Annotated in this window: 12 protein-coding genes; 7 read left to right on the plus strand and 5 right to left on the minus strand. The window is 62.5% G+C overall.

The annotated features are described in order from the left end of the window. Positions 1-146 precede the first annotated feature (146 nt). The 6 genes from ACIPZ8_RS13240 (at position 147) to ACIPZ8_RS13265 (ending at position 5120) form a co-directional block, all read left to right on the plus strand. The gene (locus tag ACIPZ8_RS13240; protein WP_400723599.1) at positions 147-785 is read left to right on the plus strand and encodes a peroxiredoxin; all 639 of its coding nucleotides are present in this window, start codon (positions 147-149) and stop codon (positions 783-785) included. A gap of 282 nt (positions 786-1067) precedes the next feature. Beyond that, positions 1068-2033 carry a sulfonate ABC transporter substrate-binding protein gene (locus ACIPZ8_RS13245; protein WP_400723602.1) on the plus strand — a complete coding sequence of 322 codons (966 nt, stop codon included), beginning with the start codon at positions 1068-1070 and terminating at the stop codon, positions 2031-2033. A gap of 60 nt (positions 2034-2093) precedes the next feature. Next, complete coding sequence (ssuD, locus tag ACIPZ8_RS13250; protein ID WP_400723605.1) at positions 2094-3242, plus strand: FMNH2-dependent alkanesulfonate monooxygenase; 1149 nt, start codon at positions 2094-2096, stop codon at positions 3240-3242. Between the two features lie 10 nt (positions 3243-3252). After that, positions 3253-4050 (plus strand): aliphatic sulfonate ABC transporter permease SsuC, encoded by a 798-nt coding sequence (gene ssuC, locus ACIPZ8_RS13255; RefSeq protein ID WP_159412850.1) that lies wholly within the window; start codon positions 3253-3255, stop codon positions 4048-4050. Further along, positions 4047-4859 (plus strand): aliphatic sulfonates ABC transporter ATP-binding protein, encoded by an 813-nt coding sequence (gene ssuB / locus ACIPZ8_RS13260; RefSeq protein ID WP_400723609.1) that lies wholly within the window; start codon positions 4047-4049, stop codon positions 4857-4859. The genes ssuC and ssuB overlap by 4 nt, the downstream gene beginning before the upstream one ends. 45 nt (positions 4860-4904) lie before the next feature. Continuing rightward, the gene (locus ACIPZ8_RS13265; protein WP_008095172.1) at positions 4905-5120 is read left to right on the plus strand and encodes a molybdopterin-binding protein; all 216 of its coding nucleotides are present in this window, start codon (positions 4905-4907) and stop codon (positions 5118-5120) included. Between the two features lie 46 nt (positions 5121-5166). On the opposite strand, the gene ACIPZ8_RS13270 is transcribed toward ACIPZ8_RS13265, so the two are convergent. The 5 genes from ACIPZ8_RS13270 to ACIPZ8_RS13290 form a co-directional block, all read right to left on the minus strand. After that, positions 5167-10644 carry a dermonecrotic toxin domain-containing protein gene (locus tag ACIPZ8_RS13270; protein ID WP_400723612.1) on the minus strand — a complete coding sequence of 1826 codons (5478 nt, stop codon included), beginning with the start codon at positions 10642-10644 and terminating at the stop codon, positions 5167-5169. Positions 10645-10726: 82 nt separating this feature from the next. Next, positions 10727-11362, minus strand: coding sequence for a TetR/AcrR family transcriptional regulator (locus ACIPZ8_RS13275; RefSeq protein ID WP_400723615.1), 636 nt, complete (start codon positions 11360-11362; stop codon positions 10727-10729). Further along, positions 11362-12939, minus strand: coding sequence for a glutamate--cysteine ligase (gshA, locus tag ACIPZ8_RS13280; protein ID WP_400723618.1), 1578 nt, complete (start codon positions 12937-12939; stop codon positions 11362-11364). The genes ACIPZ8_RS13275 and gshA overlap by 1 nt, the downstream gene beginning before the upstream one ends. Before the next feature lie 154 nt (positions 12940-13093). Then, a complete protein-coding gene (locus ACIPZ8_RS13285) occupies positions 13094-13477 on the minus strand; it encodes a PaaI family thioesterase (protein ID WP_400723621.1) in 384 nt (127 codons plus the stop codon). Beyond that, positions 13477-15801, minus strand: coding sequence for a Tex family protein (locus ACIPZ8_RS13290; protein ID WP_400723624.1), 2325 nt, complete (start codon positions 15799-15801; stop codon positions 13477-13479). The genes ACIPZ8_RS13285 and ACIPZ8_RS13290 overlap by 1 nt, the downstream gene beginning before the upstream one ends. Positions 15802-16018: 217 nt before the next feature. Here ACIPZ8_RS13290 and ompR point away from each other — a divergent pair, with 217 nt between their 5' ends. Then, entirely contained in the window at positions 16019-16759 is a 741-nt protein-coding gene (gene ompR, locus ACIPZ8_RS13295) for a two-component system response regulator OmpR (protein WP_085273867.1), read from the plus strand. Positions 16760-16763 lie beyond the last annotated feature (4 nt).

Genomic DNA, 16763 nt, shown 5'->3' on the forward strand with positions numbered 1-16763 from the left:
AGCCTCGCCTAGTGCGAGGCTTTTTTGTGGCCGCAATTTCGTATGCGCAAAAGTTATAAATAAATCATTATTTATTCTTTTTATTTCTCATCGAATGCAGGCACATTGAACCCACACGCCAGAACACAGCACAGGAGCCGCACCCCATGAGCCTCAAACTCGGCGACATCGCCCCGGACTTCGAGCAGGAATCCAGTGAAGGCAAGATCCGCTTCCACGAATGGCTGGGCAACAGCTGGGGTGTGCTGTTCTCCCACCCGGCGGACTTCACCCCGGTGTGCACCACCGAACTGGGCCTGACTGCCAAGCTCAAGGAAGACTTCGCCAAGCGCGGCGTGAAGGCCATCGCCCTGTCGGTCGACCCGGTCGACTCGCACCTGAAGTGGATCGAGGATATCAACGAGACCCAGAACACCGTGGTCAACTTCCCGATCATCGCCGACGCCGACCGCAAGGTCTCCGACCTGTACGACCTGATCCACCCCAACGCCAGCGACACCCTCACCGTGCGCTCGCTGTTCGTCATCGACCCGAACAAGAAGGTGCGCCTGACCATCACCTATCCGGCCAGTACCGGGCGCAACTTCAACGAAATCCTGCGGGTGATCGACTCGCTGCAGCTCACCGACAACCACAAGGTCGCCACACCAGGTAACTGGCAGGACGGCGACGAGGTGGTGATCGTGCCTTCGCTGAAGGACGAAGACGAAATCAAGCAGCGCTTCCCGAAAGGGTATCGGGCAGTGAAACCCTATCTGCGGCTGACCCCGCAACCTAATCGTTGATGAATTCCTCGTTGCATTGCTCTTAGCCATAGCAGGGATTTTCGGGCCGTTTCGACGGCCCTTTTTTATGCCTGCGAAAAGCTGAATGACATAGGCAAAAATGGAATAAACAAATAAATAAATATGATTTCTAGATATATGAGCGGGCTGGTAATGTCACTCCAACAGAACACCAGGCAACGCCGAGACCACTGACCGGCCGAGCCATCGCTCCACCACCTTACTCGCCCGCCAACGAGGCAAGCAGGTGCAACCCGAACCTCAATCGCACAGGAGAGCGCCATGCGCACAGTCTTCTTGCGTCGTGGTCTGGTCGCCCTGTTTGCGGCGGCTGTGTCCTTCGGCGCCATCACCCAAGCCCAGGCCGAAAGCCTGCGTATCGGTTACCAGAAGTACGGCACCCTGGTGCTGCTCAAGGCCAAGGGCACGCTGGAGAAGCGCCTGGCCGAGCAGGGCGTGCAAGTGCAGTGGACCGAGTTCCCCGGCGGCCCACAACTGCTCGAAGGGCTGAACGTCGGTTCGATCGACTTCGGTGTCACCGGTGAGACCCCACCTGTGTTCGCCCAGGCCGCTGGCGCCGACCTGCTCTACGTGGCCTATGAGCCACCTGCGCCGCACAGCGAAGCCATCCTCGTGCCGAAAGGCTCGCCGATCCAGTCGGTGAAAGAACTCAAAGGCAAGAAAGTCGCCCTCAACAAAGGCTCCAACGTTCATTACCTGCTGGTCCGTGCCCTGGAAGACGCCGGCCTCAAATACAGCGACATCCAGCCTGTGTATTTGCCGCCTGCCGATGCCCGCGCCGCCTTCGAGCGTGGCAGCGTCGATGCCTGGGTGATCTGGGACCCGTACCAGGCGGCCGCCGAGCAACAGTTGCAAGCCCGTACCTTGCGTGACGGCAAGGACCTGGTCGACAACCACCAGTTCTACCTGGCTACCCGCAGCTACGCCACCCAGCACCCGGCGGTGATCAGCACCCTGATCGACGAAGTGCGCGCCGTGGGCCAGTGGTCCCAGGCCAACCCGCAGGAAGTCACTGACCAGGTCGCGCCACTGCTCGGCCTGCCTGCCGACATCACCCTGACCTCGGTGAAACGCCAAGGCTACGGTGCCCAGGCGCTCACCCCGCAAGTGGTGGCCGCACAACAGAAGATTGCCGACACCTTCCAGGCGCTCAAGCTGATTCCCAAGCCGCTGAGCATCAAGGACGTGATCTGGACACCCCCGGCCAAGGTCGCCACCGCGCCTTGATCGATTCGCCTGCGCCGGGGCGCCGCCTCGGCTTGAGCCACCCTTGAGGAGACAACTCCAATGAGCCTGAACATTTTCTGGTTCCTCCCTACCCACGGTGACGGCAAGTACCTGGGCACGTCCGACGGCGCCCGCGCGGTCGATCATGGTTACCTGCAGCAGATCGCCCAGGCTGCCGACCGCCTTGGTTTCGGTGGTGTGCTGATCCCTACCGGGCGTTCCTGCGAAGACTCCTGGCTGGTGGCGGCGTCGCTGATTCCGGTGACCCAGCGCCTCAAGTTCCTGGTGGCCCTGCGCCCGGGCATCATTTCGCCGACCGTCGCCGCACGCCAGGCCGCGACCCTCGACCGCCTGTCCAACGGCCGTGCGCTGTTCAACCTGGTGACCGGGGGCGACCCGGACGAACTGGCCGGCGACGGCCTGCACCTGAACCACCAGGAGCGCTACGAAGCGTCGGTCGAGTTCACCCGCATCTGGCGCAAGGTGCTGGAAGGCGAAAACGTCGACTACGACGGCAAGCACATCCAGGTGAAGGGCGCCAAGCTGCTCTACCCGCCGATCCAGCAACCACGCCCGCCGCTGTACTTCGGTGGCTCGTCGGAAGCGGCCCAGGACCTCGCGGCCGAGCAGGTCGAGCTGTACCTGACCTGGGGCGAGCCACCGAGCGCCGTTGCCGAGAAGATCGCCCAGGTGCGTGAGAAGGCTGCAGCCCAAGGCCGCGAAGTGCGCTTCGGTATCCGCCTGCACGTGATTGTGCGCGAAACCAATGAAGAAGCCTGGGCCGCCGCCGACAAGCTGATCTCGCACCTGGACGACGACACCATCGCCCGTGCCCAGGCCTCGCTGGCGCGTTTCGACTCGGTCGGCCAGCAGCGCATGGCGGCCCTGCACAAGGGCAACCGTGACAACCTGGAAGTCAGCCCCAACCTCTGGGCGGGTGTCGGCCTGGTACGCGGCGGTGCCGGCACCGCGCTGGTCGGCGATGGCCCGACCGTGGCGGCACGGGTCAAGGAATATGCTGACCTGGGTATCGATACCTTCATCTTCTCCGGCTACCCGCACCTGGAAGAGTCGTATCGCGTCGCCGAACTGCTGTTCCCGCATCTCGATGTGCAACGCCCCGAGCAGGCCAAGACGGGAGGCTACGTGAGCCCGTTCGGCGAAATGGTCGCCAACGACATCCTGCCCAAGTCCGTCGCGCAGAGCTGAGGGCCTGGCCATGAGTCGTGCAACCTCCACCACCCTGAGCCAGCGCCTGGCGCCGTGGGCCCTGCCGGTACTGCTGCTGGCGGCCTGGCAACTGGCGGTCAGCGCCGGCTGGCTGTCGACCCGCATACTGCCTGCGCCAAGCGCGGTGGTCAGTGCTGGCGTCGAGCTGGTGCGCAGCGGTGAAATCTGGACCCACCTGGCCATCAGTGGCTGGCGGGCCGGGCTGGGCTTCGTCATCGGCGGCAGCATCGGCCTGGTGCTGGGCTTCATCACCGGCCTGTCGAACTGGGGCGAACGCCTGCTCGACAGCTCGGTGCAGATGATCCGCAACGTGCCGCACCTGGCGCTGATTCCGCTGGTGATCCTGTGGTTCGGTATCGACGAGTCGGCAAAGATCTTCCTGGTCGCGCTGGGCACGTTGTTCCCGATCTACCTGAACACCTACCACGGCATCCGCAATGTCGACCCGGCACTGGTGGAGATGGCCCGCAGCTATGGTTTGTCCGGTTTCGGCCTGTTCCGCCAGGTGATCCTGCCCGGTGCGCTGCCTTCGATCCTGGTCGGGGTGCGCTTCGCCCTGGGCTTCATGTGGCTGACGTTGATCGTTGCCGAGACCATTTCAGCCAACGCCGGCATCGGTTACCTGGCCATGAATGCGCGTGAATTTCTGCAGACCGACGTGGTGGTGCTGGCCATCGTCCTGTACGCCGTGCTCGGCAAGCTCGCCGACCTCGCCGCCCGCGGCCTGGAACGGGTGTGGCTGCGCTGGCACCCGGCCTACCAGGTGGCCAAGAAGGAGGGCGCATGACCGTGCTCAAGGAACAGCCGCCACGCCTGCTGCGTGGCATCCCGCTGGCCGCCAACGGCCTGCGCAAGGCCTTCGGCCAGCGTGACGTGTTGAAGGGTATCGACCTGCATATTCCGGCCGGTCAGTTCGTTGCCATCGTCGGTCGCAGTGGTTGCGGCAAGAGCACCTTGCTGCGCCTGCTGGCCGGGCTCGACCAGCCGAGTGCCGGTGAGTTGCTGGCCGGTGCCGCACCGCTGAGCGAGGCCCGTGAGGAAACCCGCCTGATGTTCCAGGACGCACGCCTGCTGCCCTGGAAGAAGGTGATCGACAACGTCGGCCTGGGCCTGCGCGGTGATTGGCGCCAGCGTGCGCTGGATGCCCTGGAGTCGGTTGGCCTGGCCGATCGTGCCAATGAATGGCCTGCGGCCTTGTCCGGCGGCCAGAAACAGCGTGTGGCCCTGGCCCGCGCCTTGATCCACCAGCCGCGCCTGCTGCTGCTGGATGAGCCGCTGGGTGCGCTGGATGCGCTGACCCGCATCGAGATGCAGCAACTGATCGAGCGTCTGTGGCGACAGCATGGCTTTACCGTGCTGCTGGTCACCCATGACGTCAACGAGGCGGTGGCCGTCGCGGATCGGGTGATCCTGATCGAGGACGGCGAAGTCGGCCTGGACCTCAACGTCGATCTGGCTCGGCCCAGGGCGCGTGGTTCGCACCGCCTGGCCGCGCTGGAAAGCGAAGTGCTCAACCGTGTTCTGTCGGCACCGGGCACCCCGCCCGAGCCGGACCCTGTAGCCCCTTTGCCCACGCAATTGCGTTGGGCGCACTGAATGACTCACTTACCAGACTGAAGCCAATAGAGAAGGAATCAAGCCATGACCATCAAAGCCATCAACGTCCGTAACCAGTTCAAAGGCACTGTGAAAGAAATCCTCGAAGGGCCTGTATTGTCGGAAATCGACGTGCAGACCGCCTCCGGCATCGTCACGTCGGTGATCACCACCCGCTCTGTGAAAGAGCTGGAACTGCAGGTGGGCAGTGAAGTGATTGCTTTCGTGAAGTCGACTGAAGTGTCCATTGCCAAGCTGTAAGCATTCGCCCCCTGGACTGCTTGGCAGTTCAGGGGGCAATGCTGGGTCAATCGTTTGGCCGCAGGTTGCCGAACATTTGGTTGGCTTGCGCTTCGTTCATGGCGCCCCGCCAGGCTCCTTCCCCCTGATTGCGTTCACTGGCAAGCTTTAAATGGCCTGCCTCCAGCCGAGTGAAACCGTGCGCCGGTCTCCGTCGGAAGTGGAAGTGCGCATACCACAACGGTTGGCGCGTGATTCGGTCAATAATCCGATACTCCTCGAGATACTCTAGCGGGTTACCCTGCCGATCCAGCTGAGGTCTCAATGTGCGCGACCACGTTATCTCCACTTCCTGATGTTCGAGCAGGTATTCCAGATACCCCACCGTAGGCCTGAGAGTCGCTTTGGTCTGGGCTGTGCGCAACTGTCGGCCGAGTTCCTGCATTTTCTCTGCGGCATCATCCAGTCTGCGTGACAAGGCGGTTTGGTCGGGTGTAATCGAGCCAGCAGCTTTCTGGCGGATCCTGTCGGCGATGAAGTGCAGTTGTTGTGCGTGCCCTAGGGCGATGTCCTCCAGGTCGACGGGGAGCGCGTGTGGAGTCTGGTAGCCGCGCAGCGTGGCCTGTTGCCTTGGCAGATCGTTCAGCTGAGTGGTAGCGGTTTCCACGAGCGATGCCATCGACTGGCCGGGCGCTGCGCGTTGCGGTGCGGATAACTGCCACTGGCCTGCGGCGTCACGCGTGTAGACGGTATGGGGTTGATCAGAATGGGGTTGATTGATCCGCATGCGCGGCTGGCCTCGCTCGACATATTCAGTACCGATGAGCGGGCCTTCGACAGTTTCGAACAGGCGTGGACGGCTAGGGCCTTGACCAGGCTGAGCGGCTTGACGTTGTCGGGGTGTGTTCCTGCCGAGGTAGTCCTCGATTTCATCGATCAGCTGGCCCAGCAACTGGCGCAGGGAGCGCGTTTCCTGCGTGGACAACAAGTCACGAAAGCTGTCCTCCCATGCTGTGACATGACTGAGGAAGCGGCGGTATTGACGCTGCGCGCTGCTCAGGAACATACGTTCGCGGGCACGGGAAAGGTCGGCCGCGGGTAGACTTATGTGACTGAACAGGGTGCTGCGCAAGGCCTTTTTTTGTTCATGGAAGTACGTCATGAAGGCTTCCAGTTGCCGATTTTCGATGGCGCCAACGTTGAACAGTGAGGTCGCAAGGAAGGATGCACGGGCCAGCCTTACGCTGGTCACGTCCAGCGTCAATCCTGTGGTTTCAACTTTCATCAGGTAGTTGGTCAGTGCACTACCCTGCAGGTGATTGCGCCAGGCGTGATGGCGAATGGATAGGCGCTCCATCTCAAGCAATGTCTCGATCATTTCCTGATTCGCCTTCGCTGTGTTCCGGGTCAGACGTTTCAGCAGTTCGAGGGGGGCGGAGGCCGGCAGTTCACGGAATGCGGCGACCGCCTTCCTGATCTGCTCTGCGGCCAGAGTGGAGCGATCGAGCGCGAGGTGCATTTCGAGCACGCTCATCTCGCTGATGTTCAGCTCGGACAATGAAATGAACCTGGCATTCTCCCGTCTGTTAAGTGTTGCACGCTGCTCCGTCAGGCGTGCGATGCTGTGCTGGTTGAATTCGATGTTCTGCCTGACTTCATCGCTCATCCTTGAGCGTGCCTCAATGATCACCACTTTTTGCGCGTCGCTTGGTTGTGTACCGTCCGCGACGGCTTGCAGTGCTTTGCGGTAGTCCGCCTGCTTTATCTGTATGCTCTTTTTCGCGCGTTTGAGCCCGTCGTTTATGTCGTGGACGAGCTCCATGCCGGTGAGTTGCCGCGGCTGCCGGCGAATCATTTGGCGCCAGTAGGCAACCCCATGGTTGTAGAGCGTGCCAAGGGCACCGCCACCGCCTTCCAGCCCATTCTCCACCAATAGCCCGTTGAGTCGGCCGGGGGTTTCCCATCTTCCGTGCTCGCTCAGGCGCACGGGCTGACGGTAGGAGCGGACACCCTGAGGCTTGAGCCGCCAGGTCAGATACGCCGGGTCCCATTCCACCGCATACCAGGCACTGCTACGCGAAATGTAGTGTTGTCGAGTCCCGGCATGCTCGAAAATACCGGCGCCGTGTGCAAGCGTGGATCGTTGTAACGGACCAGCAGGCAGTTCAGCCTCATAACCGGCGAATGGGCTGGGCGGTGTCTTGCGAAGGCGGGTTGCCGGCCTGAGAGGGTCAAGTCGCTGGCGTTGCTGGGTCAATAGGCGTGCGGTCACTGCTGGCGTGCCAGCGCTCGCTGCCAATGGCGCCAGTGTGAGAAGGGCATCGCTCAGCGACTGCAGCAAGCTGACGAGCTGTTGCAGGCCGTCTTCCGCGTCGCCCTCTTCAAACGCCCTGACTGCAGCATTTGCCGCATGCCAGCCATCGTAAAATGCCAGGGCGGTGCCGACGCCCGGTACGATGCCTAGCGCCATTCTCAGCCCCATGAAGAAATAACGGTTGAACACCTGGGGGGCGGCAATGGCAATGTCGGCCTGGCTGCGTGAAGTGGCGCGGTGAGCGCGAATGAGTTCACCCATGTCTTCGGCAGACTCGTGAGCTGGTAAGCTTTTGGTACGTGCCGAGCCTGGCTCCAGAAAGGCCCGAAACCCTGCGCGCAGTGCCTTGTCGATGTAGCGCTCATGTTCGTCAGGGCTGCCGGAGAGGCACCGGGTTGCAAGGAAACGGGCCATCTTCTTGTCCAGTGCCATGGTCTGCAGCGCCTCGCAAGCCGCTGTGCTGGTGGCATGCTGGCTGATCACCGTGCCGTTGGGTGCATCGGGCATGTACAACAGCACCGGGCCACTCGCGCTCTCTATTACAGTGATGCCTGAAAGATACACACGGCTGCTGCTGCCGTCTGCCGCCGTGCCAGGTTTGAGCATCAACGAGCAGTGGTTGATCGTTCTGGCAGAGTTGGTGTTGACCTGTTCGTGGTAGAACTTTTCCAGCAGTTGCTGACCTTCGCGATCAAGGCTGGTTGGTCTGCTCAGTACCCAGAGATGCAGGCGATGCTCATAGGGGGTGCGGAAGGTTTCCTGGCGCCATTGCACTTGCCAGGGGGTTTCGTGCGCAAAGCCCAGGTAGGCGTTGACGATGCGTTGTTCATAGCTGCCAGCGGCATCCAGTTGTGTCACCAGTTCGGCAAGGTAAGCCGGTGTCAGTGCCCGCTGCAGCGTGGAGTTGGCCGGCTCGAGCTTCAGGATGGCATTGTCCAGCCTTCTTTGCCGGTCATCATCGAGTGCCTCCAGGATGAAGGTCTCGAGGCGGATGTCACTTCGGGCCTTGCTGTAGACCGGCACCTCCCGGGACCCGGCCCCGCCGGTTGCCGATTGCCCCGTCACTTCCTTCTTCACGGTGACGCTGTCAGCAATATTCAGGGTGATCTGCGGAACGTCCTGTACATTGAACGCACTGCGCAGGTGCTGGTGCAGTCTGTCACGTGCGAACTGCTGGGGTGACGGCAAGCTCAACCTGAGCAGGTCAGCCGACGCGCGCAGCGAGTCTTGCAGTCTTTCGACCTGGTCGGCCAGTGAGGCCAGCTGCGTTGCATCAAGGTGGCGCAACGGGTTGAGTTGCGTCTGAATATGGCTGCTACGGTTCTGCTCCGCAAACCGCGCCAGGGCCGCTGTTCTGGCGCGGTTCTCGCTGATGCACAGGCGTTGTCGGGCATGCTCCCTGGGGGTTTCGGCAGGCAGAGCCGTGACGATGGCTTGCACGCAATGTTGCATGAAGTGGGACTCGATGATCGGGTGGTGGAAGCGAGCCGAGCCAGAGCTGGTCAGCTGCTCAAGCACTCCAATGCCCTCGTCTGGGTGAGTCGACTCCAGCAATGCGTCGGGCCAGGCGCCGTTGAGCGTCGCCAGCAGACGTCGGGCAAGCTCCGATTCGTTATTGAAAGCGAGTATTCCGCCCCGTTGCCCCGGCCTGTACAGCAGCACGCCAGGGTCCTGGATTTCTTCATCTTCCGAAGGGAGCGCACGGAATGTCATGTAGCCGCAAAGGGGCCATTTGCGATCGTTGACGACCAGCTCAAGCGAGCGGACCTCAACTGCGCGTCGCAGGCTTGGTTCAGGCCTGGCGGCCAGTTGCTCGACCCAACCTAGATGAGTCGCGGACAGCTCTCCCAGTGTGTGCTGCAAGCGGGCCTCCTTCTGCATCGCCTGGCAGAGCCCATCGCTGATTATTGCCAGCCAGGTTTTTTCACCGACAGGCGTCTGCAAATCGAAATCCGTCATCCGCTCAGGCAACTCCAGCAACTGAATGTCGTGGGAGTCCTGTAACAGGTCCAGCGCTGCCTGACGCTCGCGCAACAGCGTTACCTTGGCCGACGCCGGCTCTGCTTCGCCAGCAAGAAACTGCTCCAGCAGCGTCTCCTGGCGCTCTATGAGCTGGTTGCGCCAAGCAATGGGCAGGTGTTGCTCCAGGCAGGCGAAGTGGACCTCTTCTTCTGCCAGCGCGGCATCGTTTGCATTCACCTCGTCAATGGCAGCTTCCAGGGTGGCATCCAAGGCCTCGCGAACCAGCGCGCTTCGCTCGTTTTCCCAGCTTTGCAGGTCGGACCAGTCGAAGGGATCGGTTTCGCTTCGCAGACTGGCTTGCAGCAGATGATGATCGGCAATGTCCTGATGTTGTCGTAGCGCCTCCGCAATCAGGCTGGCGAAACCCTCGCTTTGCACTGTCGAGATGAGCACGTTGTCGCGCGTGCCAGGGTTGATTGGGGATCTGGGGTCCGACCAGAAGCTTGCGCGATGCTGGAAGATCCAGTCGCGCAAACGCTCAAGGTCAGAAAATGCGAGCACGGGATGCAGCATGGCCGGGAGGTAGAGTAGCCAGGGCGCTTGTTCGGCTCGAGGGCTGATCAGTAACGCTGCCGTGCTGGTCAGTCGCCTCCCGGTCGGCAACTGCCATTGCAGGTGTGCGTAAGGCGCGAGGGGGGCTCTGCCCTGCAGCCAACTGTCGGTATCTATCGCTCCAAGGCCATACTCAATGTCCAGGCAGCTGTTGAAATGCTGGCGAAGCAGATGGCTCGCATGGGTTTGCCGGGAAATGTCAGTGTCAGGCATTCGCGCATTCCAGTAATTGGATGCAGCGCGAAATTTCGCTGCGTTCACCACAGGGCCAAGCGCTTGCGTCCAATCAGCGCCGGTCATCTTCGCCTGTACTGTCTCGTCGGCGAATCCCCAGCCAGACCAATCGGCAAACGGATTACCAAACACCGGACCTGCCAGCAGGCGGGCGGCGAGCGTCAGCAAGGTCACCTGCCGTTCGCCGTCTTGCACACCGCACTGGGAAGGATCGAGTTGCATATGCGCTTGCAGCGTATCGAGCAGGGTTTGCCGCTGATTGGGCGCTTGGGCCAAGAGGCTTCGCAACTGTTTCGAACTTTGGTTGAGGGTGCGTCGTGCAGCGCTCAGCAAATTGCCCTTGCCGGCTAACTGCTGGCTCAGGGTAACGGGAATGGGTGGGGTGTTGACGATGTCGCGTAGAAGGATATCGGGCGTAGGCATGAAAATGATCTCTCGTTGGGCTGGCATTGGCCGGCCTCATTGAAATCATTGCCTTGCTGTAAACGGTGGTAGATGTGTCTGCTCAGGCTTTACGGCGCAAGGGCAGGAAGGGTGGCAAGTAGAGGGAAAGATACGCCTCGAACACGCGCATGCCTTCTTCTGCCATGCGGGGAGTGATCTGCTCGAACAACTGCATCGAGCGGGCATAAACGCGGTCGCTCAGTTCCATGGCCAAGGCGAAGACATCCACGTCGATTGGCATTGCCGGCAGCTGAAAATGCCGATCGAACAAGCTATGCATGAGGTTTCCCAGCTCCATATCGTGCTGGCGGTCAGCCTGCACCACTTCGCTCAAACCATGCTGCGCCAGGATCAGCTGACGTGCCGCGGCATCCTCGTTGTAGATGTCGAGCATGCGCTGCTCGATCAGCCGCGACAGTTCGTGCCAGGTGGCAATCGCGCTGCTGTCGATCGGTGCGTTCAAGGCCTCGCGAAACGCCCGATGTACATCGGCGGTCAGCGCCTCCAGCAGGGCCGGAACGCTGGCGAAGAAGTGGTAAACCGAGGAAGGTGGAATCTGTGCCCGCTCGGCCACGCTGTAGATCGACAGCCCGGCCACGCCTTGCTCGGCCAGCAATTCACGTGCAGCGGCCAGGATCGCTTCGATCCTGGCCTGGCTGCTGGCGCGTGGTTTGCGCGTGGGGGCGGTACGGTTCATCAGTTGCTGATTGCCAGGATGCTGGCCTGGTAGGCGCCGACGAACAGGTCGAAGTCTCCGACTTCTTCTTGCTCCAGCTCGGACTGCTTGGCGAGCGACTCGCGGGCCAAGGTCTCGAAGGCCTGTTGCTGCTCGACCGACAGCGGTTGCTCGCGGAAGGTCTCAGCGTGCAGGCGGCTCTGACGCAGGGAGAACTGGACGAAGGTTTCGTCATGTTCGGTCATGCGCGCCAGCACCTGGGCCGACGGGGTCAGCGAGGCGTCATCGACCTTGGCCTGCTGGGTGGCCAGGGCCTTGGCGTGTTCGTCGCCACCCTGGGCGCTGTCGAGCAACGCCGCCAGCTGGCCGATGCGACCGATCAGTTCGGTGGCCCACTCGCGCAGGGCGACTGGCTGGCCGTTGCGCTGCAGCTCCAGGCCCGGGCGACGGCCTTCCTTGACCACGGTAAGGAAGTTGCTGGTGCACTGGCCGCACTCGCCGTTGTCCAGCTGCGGGCTTTCTTCGAGCGCGCAGAACAGCAGGAACGCGTCGAGGAAGCGCGCTTCGGTCAGGTCGATGCCCACCGGCAGGAACGGGTTGATGTCCAGGCAGCGCACTTCGACGTACTGCACACCGCGCGAGGTCAGCGCCTGGATCGGCCGCTCACCGGTGTAGGTGACGCGTTTCGGGCGGATGTTCGAGTAGTACTCGTTCTCGATCTGCAGGATGTTGGTGTTCAACTGCACCCATTCGCCATCCACGTGGGTACCGACCTCGACATAAGGCGGGTAGGGCGTGCCCACCGCCTTGCGAAGGCTGTCGGTGTAGCTGTCGAGGTTGTTGTAGCAGGGCGTGAGGCCGGCCTGGGCGTTGCTCTGGTAGCCCAGGTCGCTCATGCGCAGGCTGGTGGCGTACGGCAGGTACAGGGTTTCGGCATCGAACTCTTCGAGCTGGTGCGGGCGGCCACGCAGGAAGCCCTTGTCCAGTGCCGGCGAGGCGCCGAACAGATACATAAGCAGCCAGCTGTAGCGGCGGAAGTTGCGGATCAGCGCGATGTACGCCGACGACTGGTAGTCACGGTCGCTTTGCGCGCCGCCTTCGGCATCGCGCAGCAGGGGCCACAGCGCTTCAGGCAGCGAGAAGTTGTAATGGATACCGGCGATGCACTGCATGGTGCGGCCGTAACGCAGGGCCAGGCCCTTGCGGTAGACGTGCTTGAGCTTGCCGATGTTCGAGGTGCCGTACTCGGCGATCGGGATGTCCTCCTCGGCCGGCAGCGTGCAGGGCATCGACGGGCTCCACAGGTATTCGTCGCCGAGCTTGCTGTAGACGAAGCAGTGAGTCTGTTCGAGGCTTTCGAGCACCTTGGCCGGGTCAGGCAGGGCCGGGGTGATGAACTCCAGCAGCGACTCGGAGTAGTCGGTGGTGATCTGCTCGTTGGTCAGCGCCGACCCCAGTGCTTCCGGGTGCGGGGTCTGGGCCAGGCGACCTTCGTCGGTCACGCGCAGGCATTCGCGCTCAATACCGTGCAGGCACTGCTTGAGCAGGGGAAGATTGGCGCCGAGCAGGCTCAGGCGGCGGTTGAGGAGGTCGCTCAAGATGTATTCCTTCACGCGTCAGTCGCCCCAATATGGGGGTAGAGATGACGGTCTACAAGGGTAGGAAAAAAGGAACTGGCGTTGTCGCCTGGTTTACGCGGTTCCGGCAGTGCCAGCGCACTGCCGAAAAATACCGCAGATACCCCTTGGTGAGCTAGAGAACCGCGAAGGTTCCTTGCGCTTTCGCCACCAGTTTGTCGCCTTGAACTACGTCGGCGTCGACCACCAGGGTACGCCGCCCGGCGTGCAGCACACGGGCGGTGCACAGTACCTCACCGTCGCTGACGGCGCGCATGTAGTTGATCTTGCATTCGATGGTCACGCTCTGCTGGTCAAAACCGTGGCTGGCCGAGCAGGCCAGGCCCATGGCGATGTCCACCAGGCTGAAGATTGCACCGCCGTGCAGCTTCTGGCCGCGGTTGCGCAGGTGCGGTTCGAGCGCCAGGGCCACCTCGGCAACGCCTGTTTCCAGGCGTTGCACACGGCAGCCAAGGAGCTGGCTGTAGGCGCTTTCGACATATTCGCGTGGTACGTCCATCACTTCTTCTTCAGCTGTTTGGCGTTGGCGAACAGTGCAGCCATGGCGTTGTTGGCCGGGGCAGCAGTGGTGGTTTCACGCGGGCGTGGCGCCTGCTGCTGGCGGTTGCCATCATTGCCACGGCTGCCGCCGCGGTTGCCTTCGACTTTCTCGCCAGGGGTGTCGCTCATGCGCATGGACAGGCCGACACGCTTGCGCGGGATGTCCACTTCCATGACCTTGACCTTGACCACGTCTCCGGCCTTGACCGCTTCGCGCGGGTCTTTGACGAACTTCTCCGACAGCGCGGAGATGTGCACCAGGCCGTCCTGATGCACGCCGATGTCGACGAAGGCGCCGAAGTTGGTGACGTTGGTCACCACGCCTTCGAGGATCATGCCGGGTTCCAGGTCCTTGAGGTCCTCGACGCCATCCTGGAAGGTGGCGGTCTTGAACTCGGGGCGTGGGTCGCGGCCGGGCTTGTCCAGCTCCTGGAGGATGTCTGTGACGGTCGGCAGGCCGAAGGTCTCGTCGGTGAACTTCTTCGGGTCCAGGCGCTTGAGGAAGCCGCTGTCGCCAATCAGCGAGCGGATGTCGCGGTCGGTGTCGGCAGCGATGCGCTGCACCAGTGGATAGGCTTCAGGGTGAACGGCGGAGGCGTCGAGCGGGTTGTCGCCGTTCATCACGCGCAGGAAGCCGGCGGCCTGTTCAAAGGTTTTTTCGCCGAGGCGGCTGACCTTTTTCAGTGCTGCACGGGTAGCGAACGGGCCGTTGTCGTCGCGGTGGGCGACGATGTTCTGCGCCAGGGTCGCGTTCAGGCCGGAAATACGGGTCAGCAGCGCCACCGACGCGGTGTTGACGTCGACGCCCACGGCGTTCACACAGTCCTCGACCACGGCGTCCAGGCCGCGGGCCAGCTTGATTTGCGAAACGTCGTGCTGGTACTGGCCGACCCCGATGGATTTCGGGTCGATCTTCACCAGCTCGGCCAGCGGGTCCTGCAGGCGGCGAGCGATCGAGACCGCGCCACGGATCGACACGTCCAGGTCCGGGAATTCGCGGGCGGCCAGTTCAGACGCCGAGTACACCGAAGCACCTGCCTCGGAGACCATGATCTTGGTGATCTTCAGTGCCGGGTACTTCTTGACCAGCTCGGCCACCAGCTTGTCGCTCTCGCGGCTGGCGGTGCCGTTGCCGATGGCGATCAGCTCCACCGAATGCTTGGCGCACAGGGCGGCCATGATGGAAATGGTGCGGTCCCAGTCGTTCTTCGGCGCGTGCGGGTAGACCGTGGTGTGGTCCAGCAGCTTGCCGGTAGCATCGACCACGGCGATCTTGCAGCCGGTGCGCAGGCCCGGGTCGAAGCCCAGGGTGGCGCGCGGGCCGGCCGGGGCGGCCAGCAGCAGGTCGTGCAAGTTGTGGGCGAAGACGTTGATCGCCTCACCCTCGGCATTGTCGCGCAGTTCGCCGAACAGGTCGGTTTCCAGGTGGGTGTAGAGCTTGACCTTCCAGGTCCAGCGCACCACCTCGCCCAACCATTTGTCGGCCGGGCGGCTGCGGTTTTCGATGCCGACGTGGTTGCCGATCATCAGTTCGCACGGGTGCAGGGTGCCAGGCAGCTCTTCGCCGACCTTGAGCGAGGCGCTCAGCACGCCTTCGTTGCGGCCGCGGAAGATCGCCAGGGCACGGTGCGAAGGGGCAGTGCGCAGCAGTTCGTCATGGGCGAAGTAGTCGCGGAACTTGGCGCCTTCTTCTTCCTTGCCGGCCACCACACGGGCGCTGAGTACCGCTTCCTGCTTGAGGAAGTTGCGCAGCTTGTCGAGCAGGGCGGCGTCTTCGGCGAAGCGCTCCATGAGGATGTACTTGGCGCCTTCCAGCGCGGCCTTGACGTCGGCCACGCCTTTCTCCGCGTCGATGAAGCGCGCAGCTTCGCTTTCCGGGGCCAGGCTCGGGTCGTTGAAGAGGCTATCAGCGAGCTCGCCGAGGCCGGCTTCCAGGGCGATCTGGCCCTTGGTGCGGCGCTTCTGCTTGTACGGCAGGTAGAGGTCTTCGAGGCGGGTCTTGGTGTCGGCCAGCTTGATCTCGCGGGCCAGTTCCGGGGTCAGCTTACCCTGTTCCTCGATGCTGGACAGGATGCTGGCGCGACGCTCGTCGAGTTCGCGCAGGTAGCGCAGGCGCTCTTCCAGGTGGCGCAGCTGGGTGTCGTCGAGGCTACCGGTCACTTCCTTGCGGTAACGGGCGATGAAAGGCACGGTCGAGCCTTCGTCCAACAGGCCCACGGCCGCCTCGACCTGCTGGGGGCGTACGCCCAGTTCCTCGGCGATACGGCTGTTGATGCTGTCCATGTAAACCACCTGACATTTGTGAATACGGGGGTCGCCGGTGGGCCTGTGGCCCGGTGGCGCTGGATGAAAGCCGCGCATTATACCCATCGCAAACGGCTTGCGGTGATGGCGCCCGGCCAGCCGGAACTGGCGCCCGGGGAAAAATCTGCTAACAATGCTCACGCAACGTGCAGCAATGGCTACGCCATAATGCGCGGCGATATCAGAGGAGTTATTCATGACCGGCACCGCAAACACCGCTGAAGGTGACAAGATTCTCATCGTCGACGACGATCCGGGGCTCAGCAGCCTGCTGGAACGTTTCTTCACCAGCAAGGGCTACCGTGCCCGTGCGGTGCCCAACACCGAACAGATGGACCGCCTGCTGGCCCGCGAAGTGTTCAACCTGGTGGTGCTCGACCTGATGCTGCCAGGCGAAGACGGCCTGTCCGCCTGCAAGCGCCTGCGCCAGTCGAACAACCAGATCCCGATCATCATGCTCACCGCCAAGGGGGACGAGCTCAGCCGTATCAAGGGCCTGGAACTGGGCGCTGACGACTACCTGGGCAAGCCGTTCAACCCGGACGAGCTGATGGCGCGGGTCAAAGCCGTGCTGCGCCGCCAGGCACCGAGCGTGCCGGGTGCCCCGGGCAGCGAGGATGAGTCGGTCACGTTCGGCGACTACGAGCTGTCGTTGGCCACCCGTGAACTCAAGCGCGGCGACGAAGTGCACATGCTCACCACCGGTGAGTTCGCCGTGCTCAAGGCGCTGGTGATGCACGCCCGTGAGCCGCTGACCCGCGACAAGCTGATGAACCTGGCCCGTGGCCGCGAGTGGGACGCCCTGGAGCGCTCCATCGACGTGCAGATCTCGCGCCTGCGCCGCATGATCGAGCCGGACCCGTCCAAGCCACGCTACATCCAGACGGTCTGGGGCGTAGGCTACGTGTTCGTACCCGACGGAAACGCTGGCAAATGATGCT

This window comes from Pseudomonas sp. NPDC089422 (genome assembly GCF_044749405.1).
GTDB lineage: Bacteria > Pseudomonadota > Gammaproteobacteria > Pseudomonadales > Pseudomonadaceae > Aquipseudomonas.